Raw genomic sequence first — 12722 nt, forward strand, 5'->3', positions numbered from 1 at the left:
CAACTGTATTTGAGTGTCTTAAAATGCCAAAATGAAATTTACAATCTTTGGTTTTATACTTATAATTAGGAAGGTTTGTCCGATATAGAGACAGAACAAACAAATTGGGGGAATTACATTGAAGAAATGGCTGTTAGGTATTGGCGCATTATCTCTAAGCTTTTCTTTGGCTGCGTGTGGATCTGATTCTGCTTCTACAGATAAAACAGATTCAGATCAAGCTAAAACAACAGAGCAAGAAGAAAAGGATGCAAAAGAGACAAAGGCAGACACTCAATCAAATGACAAAAGTACTAATGACAAAAATGAAAAAGCCGAAAATGCTTCAAAGAAGGATTCGTCGGATAAAAAGGCGTCTGACAAAAAGAAAAAGCTGGTCGATGTAACACTTAACAGAACAGTTGATGGGGATACGATTAAAGTTAACTATAAAGGCGAAGTCAAAACTGTTCGTTATTTACTTGTTGACACGCCTAAAACTAAGAACCCAAACTCTTGCGTACAACCATATGGTGAGGATGCTTCAGCAAGAAACAAACAGCTGGTTAACAAGGGAAAACTTCAACTGGAGTTTGATAAAGGAGATCGTACAGACAAGTATGGCAGAATGCTGGCTTACGTTTATGCAGATGGCAAATCAGTACAAGAAACACTGCTTAAAGAAGGATTAGCACGAGTAGCTTATGTATATGAGCCAAACACGAAGTATTTAAACACGTATAAGAAAGATGAGCAAGCTGCGAAAGATAAAGACTTGAAGATTTGGAGTAAGAATGGATATGCGACTGATAAAGGATTTAATGGCTGCGTAACGAAACCGAAGAAATCAGTAAGTGTATCTAAGCCGGCTCAAAAGTCAGTTACAACACACCAATCCGAGACACATAAATCGAACTCAAGCGGTTCAGCATCAAGCAGCTCTTCTAACTCTGCACAAGCCTCCCCTTCTGCTGGAGGAACAGAACACTTTGCAAACTGCACAGAGCTGAGAAAGAAATATCCGCATGGTGTATCAAGCACTCACCCTGCTTATACATCTAAAATGGATCGGGATAATGACAACTTTGCATGTGAGAAGAATTAATTATTTTGAAGTCCTCTGAGGCTTCTTTTTTTATTTGGGTATTTTCTCAGGCTAACAAAAAACATAGAGCGTATGAGCGAGCTCTTTAGCCCAACACTTAAAGAATACAGCCCCTACAATATTTATTAGGTTATTTTCGTGTTCAATGTCAGACAGAATATTGTACGAATACTACTGTTTTTACAGTAAATACAATAAAGAGGAGGTGCTGATTTTTTGGAGTTAAAAAACATCGTTCATTCTTACAACATTACAAATATTTTGGGTTATCTTAGACGCTCTCGTCAGGATATGGAGCGAGAAAAAAGAACAGGCGAAGATACGCTAACAGAACAAAAAGAACTCATGAATAAAATACTGAAGTCGATTGAAATCCCCTATGAATTAAAAATGGAAATCGGGTCTGGGGAAAGCATTGAGGGCCGCCCTGTTTTTAAAGAATGTCTTAAAGACCTCGAGGAAGGCAAGTACCAGGCAATTGCTGTTAAAGAAATAACAAGACTCAGCCGCGGGAGCTACAGTGATGCGGGACAAATTGTTAACCTTCTTCAAAGCAAGCGATTGATTATCATTACACCATATAAAGTTTATGACCCTCGAAACCCTGCAGACATGCGTCAGATTCGTTTTGAATTGTTTATGGCCAGAGAAGAATTTGAAATGACCAGAGAGCGTATGACAGGCGCTAAATACACATATGCGGCACAAGGGAAATGGATTTCCGGACTAGCGCCTTATGGATACCGGTTAAACAAAAAAACATCCAAACTAGTCCCAGTCGAAGAAAAAGCAAAAGTCGTTCAATTCATCTTTAACATCTTTTTAAATGGGTTGAATGGAAAAGATTATAGTTATACAGCGATTGCTTCTCACTTAACAAAATTACAAATACCGACTCCATCAGGAAAAAAGCGCTGGAATCAATACACAATTAAAGCAATTCTGCAAAACGAAGCGTATATCGGAACTGTTAAATATAAGGTTAGGGAAAAAACAAAAGACGGTAAACGAACAATTAGACCTGAAAAGGAACAAATTGTAGTATCGGATGCACATGCCCCTATAATAGATCAAGAACAATTTCAACAATCACAAGATAAAATTTCAAACAAAGTCCCCCTGCTGCCTAATAAAAATGCATTGGAATTAAGTGAATTGGCAGGCGTATGCACTTGTTCTAAGTGCGGTGAACCATTATCTAAATACGAAACTAGACGAACGCGAGAAAACAAAAACGGCACGAAAAGTGTGTATCACGTTAAATCACTCACTTGCAAAAAGAATAAATGCACTTATGTAAGATATAACGATGTTGAAAATGCCATTTTGGATTACCTCTCTTCTTTAAGCAACTTAGATAATAAGACTTTAACAAAACATATCACTTCAATGATTTCTAAATACGAAGACGTAAATAGTAATGTGAAAACAAAAAAGCAAATGTCTGAACATCTTTCACAAAAAGAACAAGAGTTAATAAATAAAGAGAATTTTATCTTCGAGAAATATGAGAGCGGCATTTACACTGATGAACTTTTTTTGAAAAGAAAAGCTGTTTTAGATGAAGAATTTAAAGAACTCCAGATTGCCAAGCATGAGCTCAATGGAACTCAAGAAGCGCAATCAGAAATAGACAGTAATACAGTCAGAAACAACATAAATAGGATAATTGATCAATATCACATTGAATCAAGCACAGAGAAAAAGAACGCGCTATTAAGAATGGTCTTCAAAGAAGTTATCGTTACGATGACACAAAAAAGAAAAGGGCCAATTCCGGCTCAGTTTGAAATTACCCCTATCCTAAGGTTTAATTTTTCGTTATCGACCTCACCGTCACTGATAGTCCCTCAAAATACAGTAAATATCTTAAAAAACCGATAAAGCCGTTTCCCCGGTAAACACAATGGGAGCTACGAAGCTGTTGTCCGAAAAGCTGTTTCATCAGGCAAATCATCATGTTCAAAACCGCGGTACGGTGTTTTGTTCGGTCCGCTTCGGCAATGTGCTCGGTTCACGCGGTTCCGTTATTCCTATTTTATTTGAGCAGTTGATGGCAGGCGGTCCGCTCACCATTACGGATAAAAACATGACGAGGTTTTTTATGTCGATTGATGACGCCGCAACGCTCACCCTGCAATCTGCGGCGATCACAAAGGGCGGAGAAACGTTTATTTTTAAAATGGAGTCCCTGAGGCTTGAAGAACTGCTTCACGGATTTGAAGAATATGCGTTCCGGCACGGACTGCCTCGCCCCGCCGCTGTTGAAGTAGGAAAACGCCCTGGTGAGAAGCTTCATGAAGAACTGACCTCTCCTCATGAGACGGAATCTTTATATGAATGGGGCAATCTTTACGCGATATTGCCCGACCCCGCCAAACATCCGGAATTTCGGAAGGTCAATCTGCCCAGATATCAATCCGATCAGGCGCCGCTCATCACAAAAGACACAATCGTAAAGATTATTGAACGATTACATGAAGAAAAAAAAACATAGAAAAAAGGCCTGTCTGATAGGCAGGCCTCATTGCTGAGCTCTATTTTTCAAATAAATGCAGGCAGGCTTCATAGCCCTCTTCCTTCAGCTTGTCTTTCGGAATAAACCGGAGTGCCGCAGAGTTAATGCAATAACGGAGCCCGCTTGGCCCCGGACCGTCATTAAATACGTGGCCTAAGTGGGAATCAGCTGTTTTGCTTCTCACTTCCGTCCGGATCATCCCGTGGCTTGTGTCCAGTTTTTCGTCAACCTCTTCTTCCTCAATCGGTTTTGTAAAACTGGGCCAGCCGCAATGAGAATCGAATTTATCCAGAGAAGTAAACAAGGGCTTTCCCGATACGATATCAACATACAGCCCCTCTTCTTTGTGATCCCAGAATTCATTTTGAAACGGCGGCTCCGTTCCGTTATTTTGTGTGACTTCATATTGCATGCGGTTTAATGATTTGATTTTTTCTTCTTTATTAAAAGCCATCTTATCTGTCCCTCCAATGCTCATCCAGAAAGCCTTGACGTCCGGAACCTACACGGTAGCGCCCGTAGTGATCAGGATTTTTCATATAAAAGTGCTGATGATAGCCTTCCGCTTCATAAAAAGGCTCAGCCTTCAAAATGTCTGTCACGATCGGCTTTTTAAATATGCCGCTTTCTTCAAGCTGTTTTTTTGAGGCTTCAGCGATTTGTTTTTGTTCATCATTATGGTAATATATCGCCGCCCGATATGAACTTCCGCGGTCTGCAAACTGGCCGCCTGCATCAGTCGGGTCGATCTGCTGCCAAAACAGCTCGACAAGCTTTTCGTACGGATAAATGTCAGGTTGAAATGTGATTTGAACGGCTTCTCTGTGTCCGGTCGTTTCACTGCACACTTCTTCGTAAGTCGGATTCTCAGTATGACCTCCTGTATAGCCGGACACCACCTTTTCAATCCCGGGCTGTTCGTCAAACGGCTTCACCATGCACCAAAAACAGCCGCCTGCAAATGTGGCGATTTCTTTTTTTTCTGACATACGGGTGCCCTCCTTTGTTCATACGTGGTATTATTATATTATAGCATGTATAAACAGAATAAAAATAATTCTGCTTTCAGGGGAAGCTAAACGAATGCCACGCTGACTACATATTGGAGGTTCATGATTTGAAAGTAAGGACACAAATGATGTATGATATGGAAGCTTTGCTTCGAAAAGTGTTTAAACAAATCAGAAATGAAGTTAATGAAATTCTAGATAAAGAGCTGTCCAGGAACGAATTCACCATTTTGCGGATTCTCAGTGAACAAGGACCTAAAAAAGTAACGGAATTCGCCCCCATTCTTGAGGTCTCCGCAAGCCACATTACCGCAGTGACCGACGCTTTAGTAGAAAAGGAATGGATCACCCGCATCCGTTCCAAAGAGGACAGACGAATTATCAGAATCCATATTACGGAAGCCGGGGAGAAAATTGTCGATCATTTCAACCAGAAAAAAACAGAATACTTTTTTAAACGGTTTGACTGCTACTCTGATGAAGAGCTCGCAACGTTAATCAAACTGTTCAGCAAGCTGGACAAAAAACGCTGACACGAAAAAACACAAATCCCTGAAAGGATCTGTGTTTTTTTTATGAAAACTTATTGTTTTGGATGATAATAGGAAAATTCAATTTCATCCGTGTCGAGATTGATTTTATCCGCTTTTACATACATGCCGTTGTCTAAAGGCATTTCCGACAGACGGATCTCGATGCTTTTATCCCCGGAATGAACGTGCACAAATGACGGGAGTTCATAAAAGCTGTCCATATAATTCAGCACAAAGCTGATCGGCAGGCTTAATTCGCCTAAGGAAAACTTCGTCACTTTCAACATCACATCTCCGTTCTCCTGTACGGACGGTTCAAATGTGACGACCGCGTTAATGGAGGTTGAGAATGCTTTAATTTTACCTGCCACGTGCACATCGTTATTGATGTCCACTTTGTAGTCAAGCTGATTCGATGCCTTCTCTTTTAAGTACGCATTCACAAACCTGGCAAGAGATTCTTTCGAGCTCGTGATATGAAAGCCGTACTCACTTTTTGTCTGATCTTGTATTTTCGCCTGCTCTCCCGGCATAACCAATAATGTCACAATTACCGCGGCGGCAATCACATTGAGTGCGAGAAGAACAAAAAACAGCGATTTCCACTTTTTCATCATTTCACCCTATTCTGCTGGTAACCCTTGTTTTTCAATGATGCCGTACAATCGATCGGCGATGAGTGCATACCCTTTTGCGTTCGGATGAAAATCATCATCCTTTGAAATCCGTCTGCTGCCGCTTTTTTGACTGAACAAGTCTTCAACATTCACCGCAGCGGCGTGGGGATCTTTTTCCAGCTCTTTTGCGGCGATCTTGTTCCAATCCGTTACAACCCCATTAATTTCTTTTAATTCAGGCAGCGTAAACGTGAATGGATTATACATGCTGACATACACCAGCTCTGCGTTTTCATTATATTTGCGGATTTTTGAAACGATCGCCTTGAATCGTTTTTCAAAAGGTTTCTCTTCCTTTTGGAACGGCTGAACCGTCAGCTGCATCACATTCTGGCGGAGCACCTTCATTAAGTCATTGCCGCCGATGGTAAAAAAGATATAGTCGGCGCTCTTTAATGATTTCTGAACTTTTTTATTATCAAGCTTTTCCAGCAGATCCGACGTTTTGTCCCCCTGCACCGCATAATTTTTAATATCTACCGTTTTCACATGTCCCTTTTTCTTAAGAGACTCCGCTGCCCTGCCGACGTATCCTGAACCGTCAGGATCTCCTACTCCTTCAGTCAATGAATCACCGACCGCAGCTATGACAATATGATCTTTCGTTTTCGGTTCTTCAGCGTCAGAACCGGTGCGCTGGACAGAACAAGCTGATAAAAGCAAGGCCAGTCCGGCGATCAATGAGAACATTCGCAGCTTCAATCTGGTTGCTCCTTCCCCGTCTACTAGTGGAAAGTGTAACATGTTTTTTCAGATTTGAAAATGTCTAATCTGCCAGTTTACTTGAGCTCCTCAGCCGCTCTGACATCTGAGAGGATGTCATCATACGGAACTTTCTGCACGCCGTCATAATCTTTAAGCACCTTCCCGTCAGGTCCGACTAAATAAAAAGAGGTTTGATGTATGACCTGATCCTCTCCCTCCGGCTTTTTGACGATTGATTTAAAGCTGTTCAGCGCAAAATCTTCAATGTCCTTTTGGCTGTAACCGGTCAGAAAATCCCAGTTGCGAAGCGAAAGCGGATATTTGGAAGCAAATGCTTTCAGCTGTTTCGGCGTATCCTTTTCAGGATCTACACTGAACGACACAATCCGCACGTCCAGATTCTCAGCCTTCAGTTTTTTTTGCAGTTCGGTCATGTGGGCCGTCATCGGCGGACAGACCGTATTACAATTTGTAAACATAAAGTCGGCAATCCAGACATGCCCCTTCAGGCTTTTCAGTGACACTGTTTTTCCATCTTGGTTTTGATATGAAAACGGTTCAATCTGATAGTTCAGCGGGTCTTTTATCGTTTTCCCCCCGCAGGCGCACAAGAGCAGCAAACAAAAGACGGCAGCGAAGATTTTCATTTTTTTCATTTCCATTCCCCCCCATGGATAAAACGCTTACAGCATTCATCATAAAAAAATTCCCGCACCCTCCCTTATCAAAAGGAAGGCGCTAAGGAATATGCACCGTTATGCGTTATGTTTTAAAATCTCTTGGTTGAAAACGGCCTCGTAATCTTTCCACTTCATACGGCGCTTGACATATTGTCGGAATGAATACACTGTTCTCACACTTTGTGAAGCAAAAACCTCTCTCAAATAAAGCTCAAGGTGCTGATGAATTTGAAAAAAATAATGTTCACCTTCCGTGACAACCGGTATTTCTGTCACTTTTACCTGAATCCCGTCCTGTCGTTTGAACTCTAGGCTTTTGAGTAACAAGATATCAATCCTTCTTTTTCGATTGTTTTCTTTTTATTATATACAATCTGAGAAAGCGTGTCTGTCATTTTGCGCGTCGTTCTAAAAAAAGTCAGATTAACAGGTGGAACAGATCCTGATCTTTATTCACCTCTACGTAATGAAATCCTTTTTGATTCATCCGGGCAATGAGCGCGCCGTAATCTTCCCGATGCTTAAGCTCAATGCCGACCAATGCGGGGCCGCTGCTTTTGTTATTTTTTTTCGTGTATTCAAACCGGGTGATGTCATCATCAGGCCCAAGCACTTCATCTAGGTATTCGCGAAGCGCTCCCGCCCTTTGCGGGAAATTAACGATAAAATAATGCTGCAGCCCCTCATAAATCATGGAGCGCTCCTTCATCTCCTGCATTCTGCCGATGTCGTTATTCCCTCCGCTGACCATGCAGATGACGTTTTTCCCTCTAATCTCTTCCTTGTACAGATCAAGTGCTGACACGGACAATGCCCCCGCCGGCTCCGCTACGATGGCGCATTGATTATATAATTCGAGAATCGTGCTGCACACTTTTCCTTCCGGGACAAGCACAACGTCATCGACGACGGTTTCGAGCGTTTGAAAGGTTTCCGCGCCGATTTTTTTTACAGCCGCCCCATCGACAAATTTATCAATTTTCTCAAGTTCAACCACTTGTCCGGCTTTTTTCGATTCAAAATAGGAGGCTGCGCCCTTCGGCTCTACCGCTATGATTTTTGTATCCGGCGAGATGTTTTTCATGTACGTGCCGAGCCCGGACAGGAGTCCTCCTCCCCCTACGCTTGCAAAAAGAAAATGCGGTTCAACGTCAATGTCATTTAAAATTTCGATGGCAGCCGTTCCCTGTCCGGCCATGACATCGGGATCGTCAAACGGATGAATAAACGTGCGGTTTTCTTTTTCACAGCATTCCGCAGAACTCTTATACGCATCATCGAAAGTGTCACCCGTCAATATGATTTCAACAAATTCTTTTCCGAACAATTCCACTTGGGATACTTTCTGTCTCGGTGTGGTTGACGGCATAAAAATCTTGCCGTGAATGCCGAGGTGTTTGCATGAAAACGCAACCCCCTGCGCATGGTTTCCCGCACTTGCGCATACAATTCCGTTTTCAGTCTGCTCTTTTGAGAGCTGCCTCATTTTATTATAAGCCCCTCTGAGCTTAAATGATCTGACCACCTGCAGGTCTTCTCTTTTCAAATAGATGTTGCAGCCATACCTCTCAGAAAGTCTGTCATTCCTCTGCAAAGGCGTATGTATCACAACGTCCTTTACATTTTGGTGCGCTTTTAAAATGTCTTTTACCTGGATGAGAGAGTCTTCTTTAAGCAACGGTTTCATTTACAGAGTCCTTTCTTATTTAAATCCCTATTTAATATGCCATTATAACATGAATATTCAAATAATAAGACAATTATTTTAATTTTGTAAATAAAATTAAATGAACCGATACAAGAGAAAAAGATATTTTCGATCGCACAAACGTGTTATACTTAAACCAATTAGAACCAAAAGGAGCCAATTCATGAGTGTAATTGAACAAACTGATCCTTTTTATCAGCTAGCCGGCGAACATCACACCTTTTCAGAAGCGAAACGATTGGCCTCGCAATTTGCCTTATCTGATTTGCCAGTCTTCATAACGGGTGAAGTCGGAACCGGAAAAAAACAAATGGCCAAAGCGATCCACCATAAATCCCGCAGAAACAGCGAACTATTTATTACCGTTCACTGCAGCCAAAGCGAAGAGCGGCTCGAATATGAACTGTTCGGCGCTGAAGGCGCATTAAACAGGGCCAGCCGCGGAACATTATTCTTATATGAAATCGGAGACATGCCGCTCTCGGTACAGGCCCGCCTTCTTTCCGAGCTGGATGCCGGGCTTTCTGCCCGCATCATTGCAAGCAGCACGGCGGATCTTGGTGATACCGGCGCAGAAAATACGTTCAGCCAAGATTTATTTTACAGGCTTCACGTGTTATGCCTTCCGCTCCCTGCTTTATCTGAACGAAAAAGCGATATACCGCTTCTTCTGCAGCATATGCTGACAGCCACGGGGCAGCATGTTCATATCGATCCGTCCGTTTATCCGCTGTTTGAGCGGCACACCTTTAACGGCAACATCAGGGAACTTCAAAATGCGGCGTACTATATGGCCGCGGCAGCATCCGGCAGCACGATTTATCCCGATGATGTCCCGCTGTATATCAAAAACAGCCAGAAAGCGAAAACAGCTAAGAAAAAAGAAAAACGGCTGACATTGATGGAGAAAGAAGAGTTTTTGTTTATTTTGGAATCAATTAAAGACTTAAATACAAAAGGCGAACCTGCCAGCAGACGGAGCATATCCGAATTAAGCGAAAACAGCACAATGACATTATCGCCTCAGCAGGTCAGAAACAGGCTTGATTACTTAGAAAAGATGAACTATGTGACAAAAGGCCGAGGACGCGCTGGAACAAAAATTACATTAGAAGGGTTGAGCTTTTTGCAGTCACTGCAAAAACAAATCCTTTAAAAAGGAGGACATTTGATTGTTCACAATAAAAGAAGAAATCGCAAATGCCGTCACACACGGAATCGGTGTATTGCTGTCGATTCCGGCGCTTATTTTTCTCATTATCTTCGCGGTGAAATACGGATCGCCGACAGACATCGTCAGCTTTTCAATCTTCGGCGCTTCAATGCTGCTGCTGTATCTCAGCTCGACTCTTTTGCACAGCATTCAGCATAAAAAAACGAAAGACATTCTTGAGATTGTGGATCATTCCGCGATATACGTATTAATAGCCGGAACATATACGCCATTTTTATTAGGACCCCTTAAAGGGGCGCTCGGTCTGACCCTTTTAATTATTGTTTGGTCGCTTGCCATCGGAGGCATCGTGTTTAAAATCTTTTTCGTGAAGCGGTTTATCATTTTTTCAACGCTTGTCTATTTAATGATGGGCTGGCTGATCATCGTCGCCATTAAACCGCTGTACGCTTCGCTGTCAGGCCCCGGTTTCGGCCTTCTTCTTTTCGGCGGCTTATTGTATTCCGCCGGCACAATATTTTATATTTGGAGAAAGGTTCCGTATCATCACGCCATTTGGCACAGTTTTGTTTTAGGCGGCAGCGCCTCGATGTTTTTCTGTATTTTATTTTATTGCGTCAAAGTCCCCTTTATCTGAAATAAAAAAGCACAGCCTCTCTATAGAGACTGTGCTTTTTTTATGCACGGAGCCGTTTCTGACCGGCCGGATAATAAGCGGGCTTTATATGTAATTCAATGTCAGCCGGTTTCAGCCGTTTCAGTAATCTGCCCCGCAGCAGCCGGTCTGTTCCCGAAGTGCTGACAGGCACAATCGGGAGATCGAAACGAAGGGCCAGTTCCTCCGGATTGATTTTGCCGTCTTCGGACAGAATCAGACTTTGCCCTTTTTGCAGACGGACTTCCGCCTCCTGAAACATGGCATCCCGGCTGTCTCCGTCACAAATGACACCCATCAGCCGCAGCCAATTTCCGAGAAACGGCATCCGGAAAGCTTTCTCGCCAGCGATAAAACCAGCCGGCTCTTCAAGATGTCCCGCAAGCAGCAGAAGATCAGCCGGGCGCAATCTGGGATGCACATACAATACGGGGCCGTCCGGTATCGGCTGATCATGATGAATGCCGATTGCCGATCCCGACACGTCAATGCAGCCTCTCATAAAGGCTTTCGGCCGCTCATACACCAGCCTCATCTGTTTTTGAAAAGAAAGCCGCGGGTCAAGCTCTTTTTGATTGATATATTCCTGAATATTTTTCATGAACATAAATACAACGTACATCACAAGGCAGCCGTAACGAATCAATTCTTGTCCCCCTGCTTAAACTCAATTCTTTTTCTCGTATACAAGGTACTCATAATCGTAAGGGTTTTTTTCATCTTTTACTCCCTGTTTGCGGGATGTCAATTCCCATTCAGCTTCATTAAATTCCGGAAAAAAACGGTCTCCTTCAAAGACATGGTGAATTTTTGTCATGTAGAGTCTGTCCGCGTAAGGAAAGAGCGCACTGTACAGCTGGGCGCCGCCGATTACAAAGCATTCTTCATCCGCCGGGATCAGCTTGAGCACTTCCTCAGCCGAGTCAGCGGTAATACAGCCCGGGAATGAAGATTCGTCCCGTGAGGTTACAACGATGTTACGCCGGTTCGGAAGCGGGCGTCCGATTGATTCAAACGTTTTCCGCCCCATTACAATGGTGTGGCCCGTCGTCACTTTTTTGAAATATGCGAGATCATCGGGAAGGTGCCAAGGCAGATCGTTATCTTTTCCGATCAGCCGGTTTTCATCCATCGCAAAAATAAACGAAATCATACGCTGACAGCTCCTTTTATGTGCGGATGCGGGTCATAATCCTCAATGATAAAGTCTTCAAACGTAAAATCAAAAATAGAATCAACATTTCGCGCAAACCGCAGTTTCGGCAGCGGACGGACATCCCTTGTCAGCTGCAGATTCACCTGCTCCACATGGTTTTGGTAAATGTGGACGTCTCCGAATGTATGAACAAACTCACCTGGTTCAAGTCCCGTCACATGCGCGATCATCAATGTTAAAAGCGCATAAGACGCAATATTAAACGGCACGCCGAGAAAGACATCCGCTGAGCGCTGATAAAGCTGACACGACAGTTTTCCGTCCGCGACATAAAACTGAAACAGGCAGTGGCAAGGCGGAAGCGCCATATGATCAATTTCGCCGACATTCCAGGCGCTGACGATTAAACGTCTGGAATTCGGGTTTGTCTTGATGTCATGAATCAGCCGGGAGATTTGATCAATGGTCTCGCCGTCCGCTCCGCGCCACGAACGCCATTGAGAACCGTAAACCGGTCCGAGTTCTCCGTTTTCATCCGCCCATTCGTTCCAGATGCGGACTCCGTTTTCCTGAAGGTAGCGGACATTCGTATCTCCTTTTAAAAACCAAAGCAGCTCATGCGCGATGGACTTAAAATGGAGCTTTTTCGTCGTAAGCATCGGGAAACCTTTCTGAAGGTTAAACCGCATTTGGTAGCCGAACGTGCTGATCGTACCCGTTCCCGTACGGTCTCCTTTTTTTTCTCCGTTTTCTAACACATGACGGCACAAATCTTTATATTGTTTCATTTTTTTCATCCTTTTAAAGTAGTCTTTTAGTAGT

14 protein-coding genes and 2 pseudogenes are annotated in these 12722 nt (G+C 43.1%); 6 read left to right on the forward strand and 10 right to left on the reverse strand.

Annotation, left to right across the window (positions count from 1 at the left end; genetic code table 11):
* Positions 1–118: 118 nt before the first annotated feature.
* The 3 genes and pseudogenes from NQS30_RS14305 to NQS30_RS14315 all read left to right on the forward strand — a co-directional run.
* On the forward strand, positions 119–1084 hold the full coding sequence (locus tag NQS30_RS14305; RefSeq protein ID WP_124692983.1) for a thermonuclease family protein: 966 nt from the start codon (positions 119–121) through the stop codon (positions 1082–1084).
* 216 nt (positions 1085–1300) lie between these two features.
* Positions 1301–2985, forward strand: a pseudogene (locus NQS30_RS14310) (recombinase family protein).
* Positions 2961–3581: pseudogene (locus NQS30_RS14315) on the forward strand (polysaccharide biosynthesis protein); the annotation flags it as partial. The pseudogenes NQS30_RS14310 and NQS30_RS14315, both read left to right, overlap by 25 nt.
* Positions 3582–3621: 40 nt before the next feature.
* Here NQS30_RS14315 and msrB read toward each other — a convergent pair.
* A complete protein-coding gene (gene msrB, locus NQS30_RS14320; RefSeq protein ID WP_007409536.1) occupies positions 3622–4056 on the reverse strand; it encodes a peptide-methionine (R)-S-oxide reductase MsrB in 435 nt (144 codons plus the stop codon).
* A gap of 1 nt (position 4057) precedes the next feature.
* On the reverse strand, positions 4058–4591 hold the full coding sequence (msrA, locus tag NQS30_RS14325; protein ID WP_043021186.1) for a peptide-methionine (S)-S-oxide reductase MsrA: 534 nt from the start codon (positions 4589–4591) through the stop codon (positions 4058–4060).
* 128 nt (positions 4592–4719) lie between these two features.
* Here msrA and NQS30_RS14330 point away from each other — a divergent pair, with 128 nt between their 5' ends.
* Positions 4720–5145: a MarR family transcriptional regulator gene (locus NQS30_RS14330; protein ID WP_003153639.1), complete on the forward strand. Its 426-nt coding sequence runs from the start codon at positions 4720–4722 to the stop codon at positions 5143–5145.
* Positions 5146–5195: 50 nt separating this feature from the next.
* Here NQS30_RS14330 and NQS30_RS14335 read toward each other — a convergent pair whose 3' ends face one another.
* The 5 genes from NQS30_RS14335 to ilvA form a co-directional block, all read right to left on the reverse strand.
* Positions 5196–5759 carry a YpmS family protein gene (locus NQS30_RS14335; RefSeq protein WP_007409535.1) on the reverse strand — a complete coding sequence of 188 codons (564 nt, stop codon included), beginning with the start codon at positions 5757–5759 and terminating at the stop codon, positions 5196–5198.
* A 9-nt stretch (positions 5760–5768) separates the two neighbouring features.
* Positions 5769–6524: an SGNH/GDSL hydrolase family protein gene (locus NQS30_RS14340; protein WP_124692982.1), complete on the reverse strand. Its 756-nt coding sequence runs from the start codon at positions 6522–6524 to the stop codon at positions 5769–5771.
* A 77-nt stretch (positions 6525–6601) separates the two neighbouring features.
* Positions 6602–7183 (reverse strand): SCO family protein, encoded by a 582-nt coding sequence (locus tag NQS30_RS14345; RefSeq protein WP_072589818.1) that lies wholly within the window; start codon positions 7181–7183, stop codon positions 6602–6604.
* Positions 7184–7282: 99 nt separating this feature from the next.
* Positions 7283–7534 (reverse strand): DUF2535 family protein, encoded by a 252-nt coding sequence (locus NQS30_RS14350; RefSeq protein ID WP_007409532.1) that lies wholly within the window; start codon positions 7532–7534, stop codon positions 7283–7285.
* Positions 7535–7625: 91 nt separating this feature from the next.
* Positions 7626–8894, reverse strand: a complete 1269-nt coding sequence (gene ilvA / locus NQS30_RS14355) for a threonine ammonia-lyase IlvA (RefSeq protein WP_025284892.1) — start codon at positions 8892–8894, stop codon at positions 7626–7628.
* A gap of 184 nt (positions 8895–9078) precedes the next feature.
* Here ilvA and NQS30_RS14360 point away from each other — a divergent pair, with 184 nt between their 5' ends.
* Positions 9079–10071 (forward strand): sigma-54-dependent transcriptional regulator, encoded by a 993-nt coding sequence (locus NQS30_RS14360; RefSeq protein WP_076425335.1) that lies wholly within the window; start codon positions 9079–9081, stop codon positions 10069–10071.
* Positions 10072–10087: 16 nt separating this feature from the next.
* Entirely contained in the window at positions 10088–10726 is a 639-nt protein-coding gene (gene trhA, locus NQS30_RS14365) for a PAQR family membrane homeostasis protein TrhA (RefSeq protein WP_007409529.1), read from the forward strand.
* Between the two features lie 40 nt (positions 10727–10766).
* Here trhA and NQS30_RS14370 read toward each other — a convergent pair whose 3' ends face one another.
* The 3 genes from NQS30_RS14370 to NQS30_RS14380 are packed head-to-tail and all read right to left on the reverse strand — an operon-like array spanning position 10767 to position 12688.
* Positions 10767–11390, reverse strand: a complete 624-nt coding sequence (locus NQS30_RS14370) for a lysophospholipid acyltransferase family protein (protein ID WP_059368434.1) — start codon at positions 11388–11390, stop codon at positions 10767–10769.
* 21 nt (positions 11391–11411) lie between these two features.
* On the reverse strand, positions 11412–11897 hold the full coding sequence (locus NQS30_RS14375) for a dihydrofolate reductase (protein WP_012117807.1): 486 nt from the start codon (positions 11895–11897) through the stop codon (positions 11412–11414).
* Positions 11894–12688: a thymidylate synthase gene (locus tag NQS30_RS14380; RefSeq protein WP_061582163.1), complete on the reverse strand. Its 795-nt coding sequence runs from the start codon at positions 12686–12688 to the stop codon at positions 11894–11896. Before NQS30_RS14380 ends, NQS30_RS14375 begins: the two co-directional genes overlap by 4 nt.
* Between the last annotated feature and the right edge of the window lie 34 nt (positions 12689–12722).

Source organism: Bacillus sp. B1(2022), from assembly GCF_040259625.1.
GTDB lineage: Bacteria > Bacillota > Bacilli > Bacillales > Bacillaceae > Bacillus > Bacillus velezensis.